This is a genomic window from Streptomyces sp. CB02261 (genome assembly GCF_001905665.1).
In the GTDB taxonomy this organism is placed as follows: domain Bacteria; phylum Actinomycetota; class Actinomycetes; order Streptomycetales; family Streptomycetaceae; genus Streptomyces.
In genome coordinates, this window is record NZ_LIVX01000009.1 from 235,631 (window position 1) to 256,136 (window position 20,506).

Annotated in this window: 15 protein-coding genes; 6 read left to right on the forward strand and 9 right to left on the reverse strand. The window is 71.1% G+C overall.

Features of this window, described 5'->3' with window-relative positions; all coding sequences use genetic code 11:
* Positions 1-14: 14 nt before the first annotated feature.
* Together AMK29_RS27850 and AMK29_RS27855 are read right to left on the reverse strand one after the other, a co-directional pair.
* Positions 15-605, reverse strand: a complete 591-nt coding sequence (locus AMK29_RS27850) for a hypothetical protein (protein ID WP_073818220.1) — start codon at positions 603-605, stop codon at positions 15-17.
* Positions 602-2,026 (reverse strand): hypothetical protein, encoded by a 1,425-nt coding sequence (locus AMK29_RS27855; RefSeq protein ID WP_073818222.1) that lies wholly within the window; start codon positions 2,024-2,026, stop codon positions 602-604. Before AMK29_RS27855 ends, AMK29_RS27850 begins: the two co-directional genes overlap by 4 nt.
* 395 nt (positions 2,027-2,421) lie before the next feature.
* On the opposite strand from AMK29_RS27855, the gene AMK29_RS27860 reads away from it, so the two are divergent.
* Positions 2,422-2,859, forward strand: coding sequence for a DUF2867 domain-containing protein (locus AMK29_RS27860; protein WP_073818224.1), 438 nt, complete (start codon positions 2,422-2,424; stop codon positions 2,857-2,859).
* A 102-nt stretch (positions 2,860-2,961) separates the two neighbouring features.
* Here AMK29_RS27860 and AMK29_RS27865 read toward each other — a convergent pair whose 3' ends face one another.
* Together AMK29_RS27865 and AMK29_RS27870 are read right to left on the reverse strand one after the other, a co-directional pair.
* The gene (locus AMK29_RS27865; RefSeq protein ID WP_073818226.1) at positions 2,962-4,647 is read right to left on the reverse strand and encodes a hypothetical protein; all 1,686 of its coding nucleotides are present in this window, start codon (positions 4,645-4,647) and stop codon (positions 2,962-2,964) included.
* Between the two features lie 645 nt (positions 4,648-5,292).
* Positions 5,293-7,686 carry a D-alanyl-D-alanine carboxypeptidase gene (locus AMK29_RS27870; RefSeq protein WP_073818228.1) on the reverse strand — a complete coding sequence of 798 codons (2,394 nt, stop codon included), beginning with the start codon at positions 7,684-7,686 and terminating at the stop codon, positions 5,293-5,295.
* A 195-nt stretch (positions 7,687-7,881) separates the two neighbouring features.
* On the opposite strand from AMK29_RS27870, the gene AMK29_RS27875 reads away from it, so the two are divergent.
* The 3 genes from AMK29_RS27875 (at position 7,882) to AMK29_RS27885 (ending at position 10,176) form a co-directional block, all read left to right on the forward strand.
* On the forward strand, positions 7,882-8,580 hold the full coding sequence (locus tag AMK29_RS27875) for a GOLPH3/VPS74 family protein (RefSeq protein WP_030212103.1): 699 nt from the start codon (positions 7,882-7,884) through the stop codon (positions 8,578-8,580).
* 334 nt (positions 8,581-8,914) lie between these two features.
* Entirely contained in the window at positions 8,915-9,775 is an 861-nt protein-coding gene (locus AMK29_RS27880) for a helix-turn-helix domain-containing protein (RefSeq protein WP_073818229.1), read from the forward strand.
* Positions 9,776-9,966: 191 nt separating this feature from the next.
* Complete coding sequence (locus tag AMK29_RS27885) at positions 9,967-10,176, forward strand: DUF397 domain-containing protein (protein WP_073818231.1); 210 nt, start codon at positions 9,967-9,969, stop codon at positions 10,174-10,176.
* Between the two features lie 87 nt (positions 10,177-10,263).
* Here the strand turns inward: AMK29_RS27885 and AMK29_RS27890 are convergent, their stop codons facing one another.
* The 3 genes from AMK29_RS27890 to AMK29_RS27900 form a co-directional block, all read right to left on the reverse strand.
* Complete coding sequence (locus tag AMK29_RS27890) at positions 10,264-12,393, reverse strand: tetratricopeptide repeat protein (protein ID WP_241845734.1); 2,130 nt, start codon at positions 12,391-12,393, stop codon at positions 10,264-10,266.
* A 224-nt stretch (positions 12,394-12,617) separates the two neighbouring features.
* On the reverse strand, positions 12,618-13,034 hold the full coding sequence (locus AMK29_RS27895; protein WP_073818416.1) for a hypothetical protein: 417 nt from the start codon (positions 13,032-13,034) through the stop codon (positions 12,618-12,620).
* Between the two features lie 96 nt (positions 13,035-13,130).
* A complete protein-coding gene (locus AMK29_RS27900; protein WP_073818234.1) occupies positions 13,131-14,048 on the reverse strand; it encodes a hypothetical protein in 918 nt (305 codons plus the stop codon).
* A gap of 81 nt (positions 14,049-14,129) precedes the next feature.
* Here AMK29_RS27900 and AMK29_RS27905 point away from each other — a divergent pair, with 81 nt between their 5' ends.
* Together AMK29_RS27905 and AMK29_RS27910 are read left to right on the forward strand one after the other, a co-directional pair.
* Positions 14,130-14,912 carry an SDR family oxidoreductase gene (locus tag AMK29_RS27905; RefSeq protein WP_073818235.1) on the forward strand — a complete coding sequence of 261 codons (783 nt, stop codon included), beginning with the start codon at positions 14,130-14,132 and terminating at the stop codon, positions 14,910-14,912.
* A 175-nt stretch (positions 14,913-15,087) separates the two neighbouring features.
* Positions 15,088-16,638, forward strand: coding sequence for a sodium:solute symporter family protein (locus AMK29_RS27910; protein WP_073818237.1), 1,551 nt, complete (start codon positions 15,088-15,090; stop codon positions 16,636-16,638).
* Here the strand turns inward: AMK29_RS27910 and AMK29_RS27915 are convergent.
* Together AMK29_RS27915 and AMK29_RS27920 are read right to left on the reverse strand one after the other, a co-directional pair.
* The gene (locus tag AMK29_RS27915) at positions 16,623-17,741 is read right to left on the reverse strand and encodes an ADP-ribosylglycohydrolase family protein (RefSeq protein WP_073818238.1); all 1,119 of its coding nucleotides are present in this window, start codon (positions 17,739-17,741) and stop codon (positions 16,623-16,625) included. The two genes, AMK29_RS27910 and AMK29_RS27915, sit on opposite strands and share 16 nt — an antisense overlap.
* Before the next feature lie 149 nt (positions 17,742-17,890).
* The gene (locus AMK29_RS27920; protein ID WP_073818240.1) at positions 17,891-20,473 is read right to left on the reverse strand and encodes a bifunctional FO biosynthesis protein CofGH; all 2,583 of its coding nucleotides are present in this window, start codon (positions 20,471-20,473) and stop codon (positions 17,891-17,893) included.
* Positions 20,474-20,506: the final 33 nt, after the last annotated feature.

Below are 20,506 nucleotides of genomic sequence, written 5' to 3' on the forward strand. Positions count from 1 at the left end.
AGTCACAAGGCCTTTCAGGCGGCGGGGCGACGGCGGGTGCGGCGGAGCGCGAACAGGCCGCAGAAGAAGACCGCCAGGCAGAAGAGGAAGGTGGGCGCGTAGCCGGCGGGGTGGAGGGTGACCGCCCAGGGCCAGGGGCGGTGGAAGTCCCGGTAACCGGCGAAGGCGGCGACGAACACCCAGGCGACGGGGGCGACGGTCGCAGCCTGCGGGTGTACGGCGCCGGCGAGCAGCATGAGGCCGGTGAGGAACAGCGTGTTCCGGGCAGCCTCGAACGCCGTGGCGGAGTCCGCGACGGCGCCGACGGCCCCGGCGGCCGACACCGCCACGGCGACCGTGGACAGGGCGAGGGCCACGTCGTACCGCTGGACAGGGCGCACGGGCAGATCCTCGGCCTCAGGCAGCCGCTGGGCGAGGCTGTGCGCGAGGACTCCGGTCACGATCAGAGGCGTGAGGTGCATGAGGAAGAGGAGGTTTCCCCCCGACGTCAGCAGACCGGGCAGCGCCACCGATTCGCCGTGGGCGACGGCGGCGAGCAGCGTGAACGCGAGAAGTCCCGGCAGGACGACCACGGTGAGGCGGCGTCCCTTGCTCCACCAGATCACGAGTCCGCCCCCTGGGAGCCGCTCGCGGCCGGGCCGCTGCCCGCTCGCTTCGGCACGAGTCGGCAGGCCTTCGCCTTCTCCTGCTCGAACCAGGCCGTGCGTTGTGCGGCGGTGGGCAGCGCGAGGCCGTTCGCGGCACGTTCTTGGACCTTCGCCAGGACCTCCGGCCCGTTCGCGATCTGCGCGTACTGGCCGGCACGCCAGCGGAGGTAGGGGTCCTGGGCGTCGACGGCATGCGCAGCCCACAGGACCGCGGCGTCGCGGTTGACGACCCATGCGTTCGAGGTGCCGGGGTCGAACGAGGTGGGAATCGAGCAAGGGAAAGTGACGGAGCTGAGCATGACGGCGTAGCGGACACCCACGATCCCGCTACCGGGCCCGGCCGCCTCCGCCTGGGCGGTCAGCGGCAGCCACCAGGTGGCGGCGGTCGAGCGGGGGCGGGTGCTACCGCGCTCGTACAGCAGGCCGTCGGTGACGGTGGAGGGGACGGTGACGTCGACGCCGACGGCTCGCAGCTTCTCCAGGGAGCCGGTGACCTCGGCCCGTACGTCGTCGAGCCGCTCGACCGCGCCCCCCGCCTCGGCCATGCAGACTCGGGGCGCCGTACCCGCACAGCGCGCGGGGGCGTGACCCGCGGTGACCGGCCCGTCGGCGACGCCCCAGCCGGAGGCCGTCCGCGCGCTCAGGACGAGGGTTGCGAGAGCCGCGGCGGTCGCCAGGAGCCGCAGCGGTACGCGGCGCGGGCCACGACTCCACCAGGCGGCGACGGCGGCGGCCACGGCGGCGGCGACGAGAAGGGGGAGGAGCACGGTCGCGGGCGAGTAGTACTCGCCGAAGGCGACACTCGTGCTGAGCTGCCCCGAGAGGTGCCGCGGCCAGAGGGGGTCGCTGTACGTGGACGACTTGCTGATCACGTAGAACGTGGCGACGGCGCCGACCGGCGCGGCGATCGCGCGCGGGGCGACATGCCCGAGGACGCATCCGACGACGGCGTACGCGCACACGATGCCCATCCCCATGGCCAGGGGGAGCACGGCGGTCGTCGTGGGCAGGAGTCGGGTCTCGATCAGACGCATGGTGACGGGCAGCAGCAGGATCGCCCAGCCTGCCCCGACCGCGGGCGCGAGCGCCTGCCCGACCACACGCCATCGGGCCCTGCTGGGCGCGAGGTCCCAAACCCGGTCCCGCTTCAGCCGCCCGCCCTCCCAGGTCGCGAGACCGAGGGTGATGGCGTACGCGAAGGCGTAGAAGTAGTTCAGGGCGCTGGACACTTGCTCCGCGGCCCACAGCGGACCACCGATCACCTCCTCGTACGGGTCCTCGAAGTGCAGGGCGTAGAAGAAGTAGAAGGCGACGATGCCGCCCCAGACCGGCGCGGTCCAGAGGGCGGAGGAGGAGCGCAGGAGGGCTCGGAACTTCAAGGGGGGCACCGATCTCGCATGGGCGACGGACCGGGGGCGGCACGGCCTCCCGGCCCGCGTGCGCGGTTCAGCCGAAGTGGTCGGTCAGCAGAAGTCGTTCGTCAGTCAGCCGACGTCGTGTCGACATGGACGCCCCCGTGGGGTTGGAGTGTTTGCCAGGGCAATTCGATGTGCCCTCTTGGCAACTGTCTGTGATGGAGGCCACTCCTCCGCCGGAGACGACGGATCATGACCGGAAGGGGCTACCCGATGGCGGGAAGGCGTCTGCCTTTTGACGAGCCGGCAACAAGCGGGGCCCACTTCCCTCACCACGAACGCAGAGATCACGCCACGGATACGCGTCCAGCCGACCCGTTCGGCAGCGCATCGGGATAGGTTCATGAGGTGATCACGTCATGAGGTCGTTGCCGTTCGTCGATGAGCATGCCGTTGTCGTCGGCGTCGGCGCCGAGGAGTTGTGGCCGCGGCTGCTCGTGGGGGTGGAGCGGGCGTTCTCGCGCGAGGGCGGGGCTCGGTACGCCCGGGTCGTGGGGGCCGTACCTCGTCGGGTGAGTGGGCCTCGGCCGGTCTCCGCGGGGTCGGAGTTTCCCGGGTTCCGGGTCGTACGGGTCGTGCCCGGGCAGGAGCTGGCCCTTGAGGGCCGGCATCGCTTCTCCGTCTACCGTCTCGTCCTTCGGATCGACGAGCTTTCCGACGGGCGCTCCCGCTTGCGGGCCGAGACCCTTGCCGCCTTTCCCGGGGCGGCCGGGCGGGTCTATCGGCTTCTCGTCATCAGCAGCGGCGCCCACGCCTTCGGCATGCGGCGGATGCTCGCCGGCTACCAGCGGCCGTAGCCCGTCACCGGCGGCCGTAGTCGGTAGTCCGCTACCCGCCGCCCTAGCCCGCTACCAACCAGCGGCCCTGGTTCGCTACTGGCGTCCGCAGCCGCGACCGTGTCAGCGGAGCTCCTCCGGGCACGCCGTGCCTCGGGAGAGTTTGTACGGGGCCGCCAGGCGGTAGACGCCCGCCTTCGGGGCGAGTAGTTCCGTCCACTCGTCGCCCTCCGTGTCCGCCTCCGCCTTGAACAGGCAGCCCTTCTCGTTGGCGAAGACCTTGGGGATCTCCGTCTCGGACTCCTCGCGCGCCAGCTTCGAGGCCTCCGTCTCCTGCGGCGGTTCGATCTTGCCGCCGTTCTCGTCCACGAGCGCCAGCCACGGCGAGTACGGGACGCGGATGAGGACCCGGCCGGGGCGGTCGACGCTGATCACGACCTCGTTCTCCTCCGCGCTCCGCACCTCCGCCGGCGGGTCCGCGAGCGGGGTCGGGTTCTCGACCTCGTAGAGGCGCCAGTTCTCGTCCGACCAGACCTGCTCCAGGTACGGCAGCCCCTCGGCGACCAGTTCCGCCTCCTGCTCGGCGCCCGAGTCCGGGGCGCCCGTGGGCAGCACTACGTAGTGCACGGCCCAGCGGTCCAGCCAGTCCTGGTAGTTCACGGCGTTCAGCGTGTCGTCGTAGAAGAGCGGGTTGCGCTCCATGTCCGCCTGGCGGTTCCAGCCCCGCGCCAGGTTGATGTACGGGCTCAGCGCCGAGGACTCGCGGTGGCTGGACGCCGGTACGACCTCCACCCGCGCCTTGCCCGCCCCCCGCACCTGGAGCTGGTTGATGAGCGGCGCCAGCTCCCGCGCCCAGGAGGCGTCCGGGGCCGTGCGGATCACGTCGTCGACGCCCTTGAAGCCGATCCAGAAGTTCAGCCCGGCGAACGCGAGCAGCAGCGCGTACCAGCGGCGTGAGCGCGGCGCCGTGTACGGCAGCGCGGCGAGCAGCACGACACCGGCGAAGAGCATCGGCAGACGCGAGATGTTCGAGCCGATCTGCGAGTCCACCAGCCAGGTCAGCAGCGTGCCCAGCGTGTAGACCGCCGCCGCCGTGCGGACCGTCCGCCAGTCCCTCGGCACCAGCAGGAAGACCAGTACCCCGAACGCCAGCGGCAGCGCCGTCGAGCCGAACGCCATCGGCTGCGTACCGGAGAAGGGGAAGAGCCAGGACGAGAGCGCGACCACGGCCACCGGGGCCAGGCCCAGGGCGTACGCGCCGGGGCGCCGTTTGTTGAGGAACAGCGCCGCCGCCCCCACCCCGAGGAACAGCCCCGCGACCGGGCTGCACGCCGTCGCGAGACCGGCGAGCGGGGCGGCCACCGCGGCCTTGGCCCAGCGTTTACGGCGCCAGCGGTGCGGCCAGCAGAACACGGCCGCGACCGCGCCGAGCGCGAACATCATGCCGAGGCCGAAGGTGACCCGCCCCGAAAGCGCGTTGCAGAGGAACGCGAAGACGCCCGCGACCGAGCAGGCCAGCGGATTACGGACCGCCGGCACCCGCACCAGGATCAGCGCGGTCAGCGCGGCGGACAGCGTCCCGGCGACCATCATCGTGCTGCGCACGCCGAGCAGCGACATCAGGTACGGCGACACGACGCTGTACGAGACCGGGTGCATCCCGCCGTACCAGGCCAGGTTGTACGCCGAGTCCGGGTGCCGGCCGACGAACTCCGCCCACGCGTCCTGCGCGGCCAGGTCCCCGCCGCTGTTCGCGAAGAGGAAGAACCAGAGGATGTGGGTGACCGCCGCGAGGCCGGTGGCCGCCATGACCGTGTAACGGCGCTTCCGCCGGGGGGCGGTCGGGGCCGTCGGTTGCGGTGACGGTGATGGTGACGGCGACGGCGACGGCTTTGGGGCCGTGGCCGCGTCCGTCGCCTCGGGGGGCGGAATCTTCCGCTGTGCCGGGAGCACTATTCGCGAGTGAGAAGAAGGGGCCGCGGCTGATCCGGAGGCCGCGTCCGATCCGAGGGCCGAGTCGAAGCCGATGCCGGTGCCGGAGCCGGAGCCGGGGGGCGCGACGGATCCGAGGGCTGTGTCGATGCCGGTGCCGGCGACGAGGGGCGCGACGGATTCGGAGGGTGGGTCGAAGCCGATGCCGGATCCGGAAGCTGCGTCGGAATCATGGGCGGGTCCCGCTTCTGCGCCGTCGGGGTGGGGATCGAGAGGGGAGTCGGAGTCACGGTCGGGTCCTGACTCTGCGCGATCGGCGCGGTCGGCGCGATCGGCGCGTGTCGGCTCGGCGGTGGTCACTGCGGCCCTTTCCCGTGCTGCCCGTCTCACTTCTCGCGTGTGTCACGCGTGCTTCTCGCCCCCCGAAGACGCTAACAGCCGGGCGCCCCGGAGAACCGGGGCGCCCGGCCAAGCGGGTGGCTCCTCGGCCAGGCGAGTGCTCCTCGCCCGGCCGGGTGCCTGTCAGCCCACGCGGGTGAGCTTCTTGTCGAATCCGGGCTCCACGAGGTCCGCCTTCAGGGCGACCGGCGCGCTGACCTTGCCGGCGCCCGTACCGATCGACACCTGACCGACCACGTCACCCGCCTTGCCGGCGTGCGGGAGCGCCTTGCCGCCGTCGGTGAGCTCCAGCTTCACCTTGAGGCCGGGCCAGCCGATCGCCTTGAGCTCCTTCGTCGCCACGACCGGCGTGCGGCCGCCGAGGCCGTCGTCGACGTACCCGAGGACCTGGCCCTTGCGGACCACCGCGGCCGAGGTGACGTCGTCCTGGGCCTTCTTGATGAGCTCGTAGCTGTAGTCGATGGAGAGCTGGAGCTTCTCGCCGAGCTGATCGGCGTTCTTGGCGCCCATCACGATGCCGAGGATGCGCCGGATCTTGCCGTCGACGACGGTGTTGGCCGCCCAGAGCAGGTTGCCGCCGGCCGGGGTGGAGGAGCCGGTCTTGATGCCGCTGACACCCGGCAGGAGCAGGATCTTGTTGTTGTTCTCGATCCGGCCGGGGATGCCGTCGATCGTCACGTTCGGCGTGTTCACGATCTCCCGGAACACGTCGTACTGCATGACCGCCTTCGCCAGCTTCAGCTGGTCCTTCGGGGTCGACACGGTGCTGTCGAGCAGGCCGGACGGGTCGGTGTACGTCGACTGGGTCATGCCCAGGTCCTTCGCGGCGGCGTTCATCTTCTCGACGAACGCGGCCTCCGAACCGGCGTCCCAGCGGGCGAGCAGCCGGGCCACGTTGTTCGCGGAGGGGATCATGAGGAGCTGGAGAAGCTCCTTCTCCGAGTACGTCTGGCCCTCCTGGACCGCCGCCGTCGACTCGTGCTCCGCCTTGCCCTGATCGGCGGCCTTCTTGTCGATCGTGATCTCCGGGCCCTTCTGCGCCCCCTTGATCGGGTGGTCGCGCAGGATCACGTACGCCGTCATCGTCTTCGTGACGCTCGCGATCGGGGCCGGCTTCTGCGCCCCGTACGTGCCCATGGAACCGACGCCCTCGACCTCGACGGCGCCCTGGCCCTCGGTGGGCCACGGCATCTGCAGCCGGCCGCCCTCGAAGGTGAAGGTCGGCGCGGCGGAGAGCGTCAGCGCGGGCGCGGGCAGCGGGCGGACCATCTGCGCGATCGCAAAGACGATCAGGAGAAGAAGGACCAGCGGCGTCCAGATGCGGACCCGGCGGACGGTCGTCCGCAGCGGGGTCGGAGGCGGCGGCGGGGTGTTCGTCAGCTCGGCGAGCAGATCGAGCGGGGGCAGCGGCGGCAACGGCTGCTGCCGCGTCCGCTCCGCCTCCGCGAGAGCGGGGTTGGGCGCGGGCGCGGGCGCCGGTGCGGGCGACGGGGTCCGCGCCGCCGCCGGAGCCGGTACGGGAGCGGCCTTGGGGGCCGCCTTGGCGGCCTTGGCGGCCGCGGGGGCCTCCGGGGCCTCCTGTGCCTTCTGCTCGGCCGGGATGTCGGCACGCAGCGGCACGAAGGTGCTGGAGCGCTCGCTGTCGGAGTCCGCGCCGAAGGAGGGCGGCAGCTTCAGCGCGGTCGTCGGCTGGTCCACCGGGGGCGCCACGGGCGGGCGGACGGCCTTGAACATGGTCGTCGGCTGGTCGACCGGCTCGTGCTCAGGTTCCGAGGCCTCGTCCGCGTCGTCGCCGTCCACGTCCTGGGGGTCGGCAGCGGACGCCGTGGGCTCCGAGGGCTTCTCGTCCGCCGTCGCGTTCCGCGCCGCGAACCAGGACTCGCCGGACGCCTTCGCGTCGGCCGACGCAGAACCGGCCGGCTCGTCGTCCTCGGGCTCGCCGTCGACGGGCTCGTCGTCGTCGATCTCATCGCCCTCGGGGACGTCACCCTCCAGCTCGTCGTCCGCGGGCTCGTCGTCGGCCGAATCGGCCTCGGGGTCGTCCTCGCCGTCGACCGACGCCGCATCGGAGTCCGGGTCCGGGTCCGGGTCCGAGTCAGGGTCAGAATCCGACTCGTCCGCCTCGGAGCCTTCCGGCGCCTTCGGGTCATCCGACTCCGCCGGGTCCTCCGCCGTCGCGACCCAGGCCGCCACAGCCGCCTTCAGGCGCTCGCTCTCCGGCTCCGGCTCGGCCGCCGCCGGTGCGTCGTCCTCCGGGGTCCTCGGCACCAGGTTCTTGAAGACGGCCGTCGGCTGGTCGACCTGAACCGACGAAGCCGAAGACGAAGACGCCGAGGACCCCGAACTCGAAGCCGTGGACGAACTCGACGACGCCGCCGATTCCGCAACCGAAGCCGCCGACGAGGCGTCTGACTCACGGAGCACGGAAAGCCGAGGATCCCGGCCGCCGCCGCCCGAGGCCGTCGTCTCCTGCGACGGCCCCTGCTGCTCCGCCCTGTCGGGGGACTCGCCCGCCACCGTGCCTCCTCCATGCGTCATGCGTACGTACGGACCATGTACCGGTCCGTGTACCAGTGTCCTGTGTGAACCCCTTGGCCCCCGTGCTAGACGAGAACGACATACCTACTGGTTCCCGGATGAACCACCCAGGCACTCTCGACAGATGAATGTGAGAGGGGTCACCCTGTCATTCATCCACGCGGGGAGGCATGGATGGGCAGGAGCCGCAGAACCATTCCGGAAGAGCTTCTGCTGCTCGCTCTGGACCCGACCACGGGTACCACAGCGCAGCCGCAGTCGCTCGACCTCGGCCTGGCCGGCGCACAGCTAGTAGAGCTGGCACTGGCAGGCCGGATAGCCCCAGACGGGGATCGTATCGCCGTGGTGATGCCACGGCCGACCGGAGATCCGACCTTGGACTCCGCACTGGAGCTGCTGCGCAGACGTGGCAGCCCGGTTCGGGCCGTCCATTGGATCGGCGGGCCCCGACTGGGGCTTCGCCAGACGTATCTCTCGCATCTGGAGCGATGCGGCATGGTGCATGCCGTGGAGACCCAGATGTGCGGGGTGTTGCCGACGACGCGCTACCAGGCGACGGAGACGGCGATCAGTCGGGAGATCCGTTCCCGGCTGGACAGTGCGATCCGCACCGGCGTACCGCCGGACCCGCGGACCGCGGCGCTTGCCGCGCTGGCCCACGCGGTCGGTCTCGGGAAGCACCTCTACCCCGGCAACGAAGGACGGTCGTCGCGGTCCCGGCTGCGCGACCTGATCCGGCACGACCCGATGGGCGGACTCGTGGCGCACGCCGTGATGGACGTCCAGAACGGCGCGGCGGCACAACCCCGCCGGAGCGCCGCGGGTGTCCCGGCGCAGCCTCGCGGCAGCATGGCCCGCGCGGCGGCGCACTAGAACGACACCGAGGGGTCCTCGGAGCCCAGGGAGTCCAGCGACTCCGAGGGCTCCGTGGACTCTTCAGGTCCCCGAGGAACCAGCCCGGGAGCCGCACGGTGTGCGGGGCGGTCAGGACGGCCGCCCCGCACACGCACGCCCGCACACCCTCCGGGCCGGACCGACGCGTCCTAGGCCCGAACCACCGTGTCCCGGGGCCGACGTTCGTACCCCTCGTACGTTCACCCGCGCACACGTTGTGGTCGTTTTCCAGCGCACACCTGGCCTTTGGTGGCAGTCTGCCAAGCGGTAGATACTCACAGCTACGCAGCAGAGAGCCGGAGGTGCAGTTTCCGTGGCGTCCAACGTCAACCCCACCGTCAGGCGACGCCGATTGGGCCAGGAGCTGCGCAAGCTCCGGGAAGCGAAGAACATGACGGCCGAGCAGGTGGCCGAGCGTCTTCTCGTCTCCCAGTCCAAGATCAGCCGACTGGAGAACGGCCGCCGCTCCATCAGCCAGCGCGATGTCCGCGACCTGTGCGGGGTGTACGAGGTCGAGGATCACCGGATCGTCGACTCCCTGATGCAGATGGCCAAGGACTCCCGGCAGCAGGGCTGGTGGCACGCCTTCGGCGACATCCCGTACAGCGTCTACATCGGCCTGGAGACGGACGCGGCCTCGCTGCGCGTATACGAGTCGCTCATCGTTCCCGGCCTCCTGCAGACACAGGAGTACGCCCAGGCGGTGATCGAGGGGATGTGGCCGGAGGCCACCCCCAGCGAGATCGACAAGCGCATCCAGATCCGGCTGAAGCGCCAGGACCGTCTCTCCGATCTGGTCAACCCGCTGCGGTTCTGGGCCGTCATCGACGAGGCTCTCCTGCGTCGCGTGGTCGGCAGCCCGCAGATCATGGCCGATCAGCTGCGGCACCTCGCTCAGTTGAGCGAGAAGCCGCACGTCACACTCCAGGTGCTGCCGTACGGCGTCGGCGCCCACCCCGGGATGTACGGCAAGTTCGCCATCCTGGAGTTCCAGGAGGCGATGGATGCCAGCGTCGTCTACCTGGAGGGTGTCACCAGCGACCTGTACCTGGAGAAGGCGAACGACGTCCAGAGCTACGCGGTGATGTACGAGCACCTCAGGGCGAAGGCGCTGAGCGCCGAGCAGTCGCGTGAGTTCATCCTCGGTGTGGCCGAGGAACTACAAGCGGACTAGCAGGTTTTGGACAGGCGGGCACGATACACCGCCCGGGCCCTGGGGCAAAGAATTCGATGGAATATGCCATCCGGATGGGTGAACGCATCGCATCGCTGGTGATGTTGCAGCGTAGCGTCGAAGGCAGAGCCGCTGCCGCAGCGGCTGAATAGCGCCTCACCCACCCCACTGGCACAACCATCGGAGTCACGATGCTGTTTCGGCACGACGCGCTGGCGGAATGGACCAAGTCCTCGTACTCGGCCGTCAATGGAGACTGCGTTGAAGTCAAGGCGCAGGAGCCCCTCCTGATCCGTGTCCGGGACTCGAAGGACACCGCTCGCTCAGGCCTCGGCTTCTCGGCCGAGACCTGGTCGAAGTTCATCCTCGACGTCAGCGAACGCGACTGCCCCGGCGCCTGACGCCCACATCAGCGCACCCTCAGGAAGCCCTCTCGACTGGATCGCCGTCCCGGCCGAGGGGGCTGGTCGCCGGCCGGGGCCCCGCCCCTAGCCGAGAAGACCGCGCGTCTTGACCGTGACCGGGTCCTCAGGCCCCAGCACCCGCTCGCACAGGGGGAGGTTCTGCCGGGCCAGAGCCTGTGCCTCTGCCACCTCCCCCGCCGCCGCCAGGGCCTCCACGAGGCCGGTGCGGTTCGTGAGGAGGTAAGGGTGCTCCCGCCCGAGTGCCTGCTCCTGGCCCAGGACGACCCGTCGACCGAGCGCGAGGGACTCCTCGACCTGTCCGAGGTCGCCGAGGATCCAGCTCAGCAGGACGGCCGCAGAGAGCGCGAGCGCATGATCAGGCCCGTGCAAACGCTCGCGACCCATGAGCGCTCTACGGGCTTCCGCTTCCGCCTGGGCCGACCGCCCGAAGCGATGCAGGCCGTAGGCGTAGTTGTGGCGGGCGGTCACCGTGGTGAACGAGTCGATGCCCAAGTGCTCTTCGCAGGCGGCCACGACGTTCGGACCCACTCGGTCGAACTCATCGACAGCGTCGGCGACGGCGAGGTACTCGATGAGGAGCGCCCGCGCGTGCAGCGTGTCCCTGTGGAACTCACCGAGGACGCGTGAGCGCACCTCGGCCGTATCGCGGAGGGTGGCCATGCATTCCTCGGTCCGCTGCAATTGGCTGAGCGGTTCGTGAATGTCCTGTCGGCTCTCCAACGTCTCTGGATGCTCCGGTCCGAGCACCCTCTCCCGGGTATCGAGCACGCGTCGGTGGAGGTCTTCGGATTCCTCGAAGCGACCGAGCCGGAACAGCGACATGGCCGCGCGGTGCTCCGCGCGGGACGTCTCCGGAGCATCGGGCCCCAGCCACTGCCCAGCCGTCTCCGCGGCGGCCTGCGCCAGGAACAACGCGGCCTGGAAATCGCCGGCGTCGAAAAGGCACGCGGCGAGGCGTGTGCAGAGCGCCACCACGTCGGTGGCGCTGCCGGTGTGTTCCACTCGCCGGAGCAGGTTCGCCGCATGGGGTACGAGGTGACCGACCGGCCGGGCGTTCCGTTCCAGAACGCCGCCCTCAGGAATGGCGTCCTGGAGGAGCTTCGAGGCGGCGGTGACGAGCTGCGCCCGCTGGTCACCGGGTACGGCGGCGGCGACGCTGTCAGCGACGACACCGTGCGTCTTGACGCACCGCACCACCTCGGCACCGAGGTCGAGGCTCACCAGCGAGACCAACGAGTGGTCCAACAGACCCCGGAGAGCCGCCTCGACCCGCAACCCGGTCAGAGGAGGTTGCAGAGCACTCAGTTGTGCCTCATCCACCGCCTCTCGGCGAATGAGGGACAGGGGTACGGGGTCGGAACTCCAGCACGACAACAGCCTCAGGAGCGACACGCATTCCGGGATTCCGTCGTCCGCGAGGGCATCCAGCGAGATCTCCCACGTGCGGCCGACGAGTTGCCGAGCGTTTCTCTCCGCGTTGCCGGGGCTCGCTCCCTGGTCGATCAGCTCCGTCGGATTGTCGTCCAGATGACGCCGGTAGTCGCTCATCGACCAGCTCTCCAGAAGTTGTCGTGACAGGAAGGACCCTGCCAGCGTGAGCGCGAGCGGAAGACAGTCGAGTCTGCGCGCCACCGTCTCCGCGTCCTCGACCGATCCCGCCTCGGGAGCGAGGTCACACAGCACCAGCGCGGCGTCCTCGACCGGCAGCACTCCCAGCTGATGTCGCTGTGCTCCGAGCCATACCGGGGAACCGCCCTGCCGTGTGGTGACGATGACCGTGCCCTGCGGACTCTGCCGCAGCCAACCACCTTCCCCGAGTGCAGTGGGGTCATCCGCGTTGTCGAGGACGAGCAGCCAAGGCTCCGGCGACGAGTGGAGCCAGTGCCAGACGAGGTCGGCCGAAGCTCGCTGCCCCTCCAGCGCGGCGGTCAGCTCTCCGGTTCCCGCGCCGCGGTCCGCGGCGACGGCCAGCATTCCCGCCCGCAGCGTCGCGCGGTCGGAGGCGTTGACCCACAGACCCGCGCGTCGTCCCTCGCGCGTCACGTCGTTGAAGACAGCCTGAGCCACCGCTGTCTTGCCGCAGCCGCCCAGCCCGTGCAGGACGTGGATCCCCCCGGTCTCGTCACGGACCGCTGACAGGAGACCCCGCATGAGTTCGCGGCGGTCGCGCAACACCAATGGGGTGCGTCCCACGAGCGGCGTCCGTACCGAGTCCGGTACGGGCGCGGCCGGTCCGAAGGGGCTCCGGGGTCCCGGGACGGCTCGCAGCAGGGGCGGCCCGAAGAGGGACGGGGCTTCGTTCGATGAATAGTGGTGGTGGTGCTCCGTCACATGCTGGTCGCCTCGGGCCTGGTAGACGCGGCCCTGGCCGGACGCTCTCCCCTGTACTTCCGGCCCGGCGCCCCAGTCCGCCCCGGTCACCGCTCGGTGATGTGCTGGTCACGGCCCGCCTGGTAGACGCGGCCGCTGCCGGACGCCTCGGCGTGCATCTGTACCGTCCTGGGGCCGAGATCCTGGGGTTCGGGATCGAGTTCGGCAAGAATCCGACGCAGCTCCTCAGCCACCTCGGGCTGCTCGCGAAGAAGGCGCCGCAACCGGCCGGCCCATTCCTCACGGAGTTCCTGTTCGGTCAGATCGTCGCCGCTCTCCCTGGCTGCCAGCAGATCGTCCCTGGTCGCCTCGAGTTCCCCTTCCACGCCCTCGGCACGGGACGGACTGACCCGACGCCACAGCGCCACGACCCCGTCCCGTGTCCGCTCCCAGGCGTCCGTGGCCATGAGCGTGACCACGGTCGCCCCTGCGACCCGAGCGAGTTCCACCATCTGTGCATCCATCAACGCCCCCATGTTCCGGCCGGACATCAACAATAGGTGCGGTACCTGGTGCTGTCAGGGAAAACCCGCCCTGCTGTCCGGGCGCGGGGTGAGGCGTCAACGCAGCTCGTCCACGTACCGGTCCGTCCCCGGCACCGTCGGGATGAACGGCGCCACCAACTCCACCCAGGCGCCCGCGCCCCGGTCCGTACCCGCGCCCCGGTCCGTACTCGCGCCCCGGCCCTCGCCCGCTCCCTCGTCCCCGTCCCCATCCCCGTCCCCGTCCCCCAGCCACTCCAGGTCCGCGAAGTGGTGCGTCCAGCAGGTGCGGGGGTCCTGGTCCAGGAACCAGAGGAGGGTCAGGCGGGTGTCGACGCCCTCGACCTGTTTCACGTAGGTCATCCGGTCGCCGGGCAGAGGGGTCGGGCGGAAGATCGTGACCATCGCCGCCGGTGAGCCGGCGAGGCGGTGGGGGAGGTCCCTCGTCACGAGCCGGTCGAGGAGGGCGGCGCGCCGGTCGGGGTTGTCGGTGTCGACGACCTGGAGGACGAGCCCGGCGTAGGGATGGTCGAGGGCGTGGACGTCCCGCGGGCCGGCGGCGCCGTCGCGGTACACGGTCGCCTCGTGGTCCTGGAACGAGGTGAAGACGTGCGTCCGCTCCTGGTGGACGCGGCCGTCGCGGTTGAGCCGCTTGTTGATGCCGACGGTCCACTTCATGTGCTCGTCGTAGCGGCCCTCGGTGATCCAGTACGTGGAGAGGTAGCAGCCGGCGGTGACGGGCTGGGCGACGGCGGACTTCTCCGGGCGGCGCAGCTCCTGGAGCTCGCGGGTGGCGACCCAGCGCCGGCCCGCGAACATCCAGGGCATGGCCATGGCGCCGGCGTAGTAGTGGTCGTCCTCGTACCAGCGGTTGTAGGCGTGCTCGTGGCCCGGGTGCGGCTCGACCATGGTGATCAGCGCGTGGCCGGGCCTGACGCCGTACGGGCCGACCGACGCCAGTTCCGCGTAGGTGTCGCTGCGGGTCTCCTCGCTCACTCTCGTACCCCTTCCCAAGTCGGTGACGGCCCCCTACTCTGACGGACCGTCAGATACTTGGCCAGGGTCGAGGAGGTCCGGATGCCGCTCCAGGGGAAGACGGTCGTCGTGTCGGGCGTCGGTGCGGGGCTCGGACACCGGATCGCCGCGGCGGTGGTGCGGGACGGGGGCAACGCGGTGCTCGGGGCGCGCACCGAGGCCAACCTCGCCACGTGCGCCGCCGAGATCGACCCGGAGGGGCGCCGCACCGCGTACCGGGCCACCGACATCACCGACGAGAAGCGGTGCGAGGCCCTCGCCGCGCTCGCCGTCGAGCGTTTCGGCGGCATCGACGCGGTCGTGCACGTCGCCGCCTGGGACTCCTGCTTCGGCGGCCTGGAGGACGCCGACTTCGCGACCTGGCAGCAGGTCCTCGACGTCAATCTGCTCGGTACGCTGCGGATGACCCGGGCCTGCCTGCCGGCGCTCAGGGAGCACGGGGGCGCGGTGGTCCTGATCGGCACGCAGTCGGCGGTGGCCGCGCCCTCGCAGGTGCGGCAGGCCGCGTACGCGGCGTCGAAGGGGGCACTGACCTCGGCCATGTACTCGCTCGCGCACGAGCTCGGACCGCACCGGATCCGGGTCAACACGGTGCTGCCGGGCTGGATGTGGGGGCCGCCGGTGCAGGCGTACGTGCGGTTCGCCGCCCAGGGCGAGGGGGTGCCGGAGGCGGAGGTGCTCGCCCGGCTGACCGAGCGGATGGCGCTGCCGGAACTCGCGACGGACGGGGACGTGGCGGAGGCGGTTGCCTTCCTCGCCTCGGACCGGGCGCGGGCGATCACGGGGCAGTCGTTGCTGGTCAACGCGGGTGAGCTGATGCGCTGACCCTCCACCGGAGGGATCTCCGGAACCCCGTGACAAGTTCATGGACGTGAACCAGGGTCAGTAAACCGAACGATTTTACTTTCCCTTGACCCTCCATTGCATTGTCCCGGCCTTGTGACTCGCCACACCATGAACGGCGTTCACAAGGCGGACCAGAACCCCTGGAGGGGGCTCCATGAACAGTCTCGACTGGGCCGTGCTCATCGGCTACTTCGGCGTGATGGTCGCGATCGGCGTCTGGTCCCACAAGCGCGTGGACGACGTCTCCGACTTCTTCACCGCCGGAGGCAAGATGCCCTGGTGGCTCTCCGGCATCTCGCACCACATGTCGGGCTACAGCGCCGTGATGTTCACCGGTTACGCCGGCATCGCCTACACCTACGGCGTCACGTCCTACGTCACCTGGTCCTTCCCCATCGCGATCGGCATCGCGATCGGCGCGCACCTCTTCGCGCCCCGGCTCAACCGGCTCCGCTCGCGGCTCCACGTGGCCTCACCCCTGGAGTACCTGAAGAACCGCTACAACCTGCCCACCCAGCAGGCGCTCGCCTGGTCCGGCGTCCTGCTGAAGATCGTGGACGTGGGCGCCAAGTGGGCCGCCATCGCCACCCTGCTCTCCGTCTTCACCGGCATCTCCCTCAACCAGGGCATCCTCATCACCGGTGTGATCACGGGCATCTACTGCACGGTCGGCGGCCTGTGGGCCGACGCGCTCACCGAACTCGGCCAGTTCATCATCCAGTTCTTCGCCGGCATCGCGATGCTCGTCGCCGTCCTCGCCGAGCTGGGCGGCGTCAGCGCCCTCTGGACGGTCTGGGACCGGCCCGAGCTCCAGGGCCACACCGCGCCGACGGCCGGCCCGTACACGCTGACCTTCCTGCTCGCGTACCTCTTCATCAAGACCTTCGAGTACAGCGGCGGCATGTGGAACCAGGCCCAGCGCTACATGGCCACCCCCACCGCACGCGAGGCCACCCGCTCCGGCCGGCTCTCCGCCGCCCTGTGGTTCGTCTGGCCGCTGGTCCTCTTCTTCCCTATGTGGGTGGCGCCGCTGCTCGTCGACCCGAAGAAGCCCGACGCCTCCGACTCGTACGCCCTGATGACCGAACAGCTGCTGCCGCACGGACTGCTCGGCCTGGTCATCGTCGGCTTCTTCTCGCACACCATGGCGATGTGCTCCTCCGACGCCAACGCCATCGCGGCCGTCTTCACCCGGGACATCGCCCCCGTCATGAGCAAGGCGGCGCGCAGCTGGACGCAGCAGGCCGGCTTGATCGCGGCACGCTGGTCGACGATCGCGTTCCTCGCCCTGTCGATGGCGGTCGCCACCCAGGTCAACTCCCCCACGTTCAAGGACATCATCACCGTCGTCATCAAGTGGGTGGCCGGCCTCATGGGGCCCATCGCGATCCCGTTCATGCTGGGCCTGCTGCGGACCTTCCGGAAGTCGGGTCCGACGGCGGCGCTCGTCTCCTGGGCCGCCGGGCTCTTCGTCTTCTGGCTCACCAACTACGGCCTCGACGGCATCGAGCTCCAGATCCAGATCGTCTCGCCGCTCGCCACCTCGCTCGTCCTGTACGTCCTGATCGGCTTCATCAGGCCGGAGGACACCCCCGAGCGGGACGCGGTCCTCGACAAGCTCCACTCGGACGACGGCAGCCCCGCCGGAGCGGCCGCCGTCCCGGCGCAGACCGGCGGCGACCGCGCGGATCAGCCCCTCGGGTAGCGCGCCAGCCAGCCCGGGGACGACTCGGCGGGAGTGTGCAGGGCCGCGCCCTGGGTCATCTCCATCGAGAAGTCGTCCGCGAGCTCCAGGACCGTCGCACGGCCCTCCAGTTCGGCCAGCCAGGCCGGCGGGAGGGCCGTCTCGCCGTGCAGGGCGCCGAGCAGCGCGCCGGTGAGCGCCCCCGTCACCGCCGAGGGCCCGTCGTGGTTCACGGCCAGCCGCAGCCCGTGCCGTACGTCCTCACCGACCAGGGCGCAGTAGACGGCCGCCGCCAGCTGCCCCTCGGCCCGGTCCTCGCCGGCACCGAGTCCGGCCACCCGCTCGGCGTCCGGAGCCCCTTCCCGTACGGCTCCGAGGGCCCGGCCGAGCGCCTCGGTGACCGGCTCGTGGCCGGGGCGCGCCGCCAGCTGCTCCAGGGCCCCGGCCACGGCGGCCTCCACGGAGCCGCCGCGGGCGAGGCCGTGGACGGTGACGGCGAAGGCGCCCGCGGCGAGACAGGCGGCCGGGTGGCCGTGGGACTGCGCCGCGCACTCCACGGCGAGCTGGCAGACGAGCTGCGGCTCCCAGCCGACGAGCAGGCCGAAGGGGGCGGACCTGACGAGGGCGCCGGAGTCGGCGGCGGTGGGGTTCTTGGGCTGGTCGAGCGTGCCGAGGCGCTCGTCGCCGAAGCCGGTGAGGCAGGCACGGGGCGGGTGGCGGCGGGCGTAGAGCCACTCCTCGCGGGCGAGCCAGCCGTTGTCCTTGCGTCGCTCGTCGGGCCCCCAGTCGCGCTGGGTGGCGCCCCAGCGGAGGTGAGCCCGGTGGACGTCGGTGGGCGGGTGCCAGACGCCGGTGTCGCGGCGGACCTGGGCCCGGATGAGGCCGTCGACGGTGAACAGGGTCATCTGGGTGGCGGCGGTGACGGCGCCCCTGCGGCCGAACGCGGGCACGGGCTCGGTGACTCCGTCAGCTCCGTGGGCGTCCCGGATGCCGGCCAGGGTGAGCCCGTCGACGCCCGCTCCCAGCGCGTCGCCGAGGGCTCCGCCGAGCAGACAGCCCCGGACGCGGGCGCGGAAGTCCTGCTGTTCGGCGCGGCCCCACACGGCCGCGGCTGTCGTGGCCACGACGTGCCCTCCCCCCGTAGACCGGTCTGCGCAGCACTGTAATCGACCGGGTACGCCCGTTCGGGGGCCGGAACGTTATGTGATCGGACGCCCCGCAGGCCGCTTTTGACCGGAGTTCACCGCGTCTCTTTCACACGCGGTTCCGCGCCTCACCCCTCGACGACCGGCAGGAGCGCGGGGAGGTGGCCGTCGGATGCGCGGGCGGTGCGCTGCCGCTCCTCGGGCACCTCGCCGTACAGCGTCGTCCGGGGCTTCGCCGGGCGCCCGGCCGCCTCCGCGATGGCCTCCAGGTCGCGGATCGAGCGGTACGAGCCGTAGCTCGAACCGGCCATCCGGGAGATGGTCTCCTCCATGAGCGTGCCGCCGAGGTCGTTGGCGCCGGAGCGGAGCATCTCGGCGGCGCCGTCGGTGCCGAGCTTGACCCAGCTGGTCTGGATGTGGGGGATGTGGGGGTGGAGGAGGAGGCGGGCCATCGCGATGACCGCGCGGTTGTCGCGGACCGTCGGGCCGGGGCGGGCGATGCCCGCGAGGTAGACGGGCGCGTTGGTGTGGATGAAGGGGAGCGTCACGAACTCGGTGAAGCCCCCGGTCTCCTGCTGGATGCGGGAGAGGGTCCGGAAGTGGCCGAGCCAGTGCCGGGGCTGGTCCACGTGCCCGTACATCATCGTGGAGCTCGACCGGATGCCGAGGTCGTGGGCGGTGGTGATCACCTCGATCCAGGTGGCCGTGGGCAGCTTGCCCTTGGTGAGGACCCAGCGGACCTCGTCGTCGAGGATCTCGGCGGCCGTGCCGGGGATCGAGTCGAGCCCGGCCTCCTTCGCGGCCGTCAGCCACTCGCGGATCGAGAGCCCGGTGCGGGTCGCGCCGTTGACGACCTCCATCGGGGAGAAGGCGTGCACGTGCATGCCGGGGACCCGTTCCTTCACCGCGCGGGCGATGTCGAAGTACGCGGTGCCCGGCAGGTCGGGGTGGATGCCGCCCTGCATGCAGACCTCGACGGCGCCGACCTCCCAGGCCTGCTGGGCGCGGTCCGCGACCTGGTCGAGGGAGAGGGTGTACGCGTCGGCGTCCGTACGGCGCTGGGCGAAGGCGCAGAAGCGGCAGCCGGTGTAGCAGACGTTGGTGAAGTTGATGTTCCGGGTGACGACGTACGTGACGTCGTCGCCGACGGCGTCACGCCGGACGTCGTCCGCGATCCGGGTGAGCGCGTCGAGCGCGGGCCCGTCGGCGTGCAGCAGGGCGAGGGCCTGGGCGTCGGTGAGCCGCGTCGGGTCGTCGGCGGCGACGGCCAGGGCCTCGCGGACGTCGGCGTCGACCCGCTCGGGGACCATCCCGGGGGCGGCGGCCTCCCGCAGCGCCTCCCAGTCGCCGTACACCTCGTCGAAGTCGTCGCGCCGGTCGTGGGTGCGGCCCGTGGTGTCGATGGTGCGGTGCAGGTCGGTGCGGCCGGCGGCGGTGAACGCCTCGTCGGGCTCCTGCCAGGGCAGGCCGCGCACGGGAGCGTCCGGGTTCGCGAGGCCGGTCTCGGGGTCGGCGAGGGCGCGGACGTGCGGGAGGAGCCGGGGGTCGAGCCAGGGTTCGCCCCGGGTGACGAACTCGGGGTAGACGCAGAGGCGTTCGCGCAGCTCGAAGCCGGCGGCGGCGGAGTGGGCGGCCAGCTCGTCGATCCGCGGCCACGGCCGCTCGGGGTTGACGTGGTCGATGGTGAGCGGGGAGACACCGCCCCAGTCGTCGATGCCGGCGGCGATCAGGCGCTCGTACGCGGAGTCGACGAGGTTGGGCGGGGCCTGGAGGCAGGCGGAGGGCCCCATGATGAGCCGCGCGACGGCGACCGTGGCGACGAGGTCGTCGAGCTCGGCGTCCGGCGTCCCGCGCATGGCCGTGTCCGGCTTGGCGCGGAAGTTCTGGATGATCAGTTCCTGGATCGAGTGGTACGCGCGGGAGATCCGGCGCAGCGCGAAGAGCGACTCGGCCCGCTCCTCCAGGGTCTCCCCGATGCCGAGCAGCAGCCCCGAGGTGAAGGGGACGGAGGACCGTCCGGCGTCCTCCAGGACCCTGAGCCGGACGGCCGGCTCCTTGTCGGGGGACCCGTGGTGGGGGCCGCCGGGCTCGGACCACAGCCGGGTCGCGGTCGTCTCCAGCATCATCCCCATGGACGGGGCGACCGGCTTGAGGCGCTGGAAGTCGGTCCAGGACAGCACGCCCGGGTTGAGGTGCGGGAGGAGGCCGGTCTCCTCCAGAATGCGGATCGCCATGGCGCGCACGTACGCGAGGGTGTCGTCGTAGCCGTGCGCGTCGAGCCACTCGCGGGCCTCGGGCCACCGGTCCTCCGGCTTGTCGCCGAGGGTGATGAGGGCTTCCTTGCAACCGAGTTCGGCTCCGCGCCGGGCGATGTCGAGGACCTCGTCCGGCGACATGAACATCCCGTGGCCGTCGCGGCGGAGCTTGCCGGGGACGGTGACGAAGGTGCAGTAGTGGCACTTGTCCCGGCAGAGGCGGGTGAGGGGTATGAACACGCTCTTCGAGTACGTGATGACCCCCGGCCGACCGGCGGCCTCGAGCCCCGCGTCCCGGACCCGCCCGGCGGAGGCGACCAGGTCGGCCAGGTCCTCCCCCCGCGCCCGCAGCAGCACGGCGGCCTCGGCGACGTCGAGCGCGACCCCGTCCCTGGCCCGCTTGAGGGCGCGGCGCATGGCGTTCTCGGTGGGTCGTGCTGCCTGGTGATCCGTCATGGACCGAGCATACGAGCGGGTACCGCGGGGAGG

Bases quoted from the DNA above. Each gene is read 5' to 3' on its own strand.
- AMK29_RS27860 (WP_073818224.1), top strand. From the start codon at position 2,422: ATGAGGTCGTTGCCGTTCGTCGATGAGCATGCCGTTGTCGTCGGCGTC.
- AMK29_RS27865 (WP_073818226.1), bottom strand. From the start codon at position 4,647: ATGGCGGCCACCGGCCTCGCGGCGGTCACCCACATCCTCTGGTTCTTC.
- AMK29_RS27875 (WP_030212103.1), top strand. From the start codon at position 7,882: ATGGGCAGGAGCCGCAGAACCATTCCGGAAGAGCTTCTGCTGCTCGCT.
- AMK29_RS27885 (WP_073818231.1), top strand. From the start codon at position 9,967: ATGCTGTTTCGGCACGACGCGCTGGCGGAATGGACCAAGTCCTCGTAC.
- AMK29_RS27895 (WP_073818416.1), bottom strand. From the start codon at position 13,034: ATGGATGCACAGATGGTGGAACTCGCTCGGGTCGCAGGGGCGACCGTG.
- AMK29_RS27905 (WP_073818235.1), top strand. From the start codon at position 14,130: ATGCCGCTCCAGGGGAAGACGGTCGTCGTGTCGGGCGTCGGTGCGGGG.
- AMK29_RS27910 (WP_073818237.1), top strand. From the start codon at position 15,088: ATGAACAGTCTCGACTGGGCCGTGCTCATCGGCTACTTCGGCGTGATG.
- AMK29_RS27920 (WP_073818240.1), bottom strand. From the start codon at position 20,473: ATGACGGATCACCAGGCAGCACGACCCACCGAGAACGCCATGCGCCGC.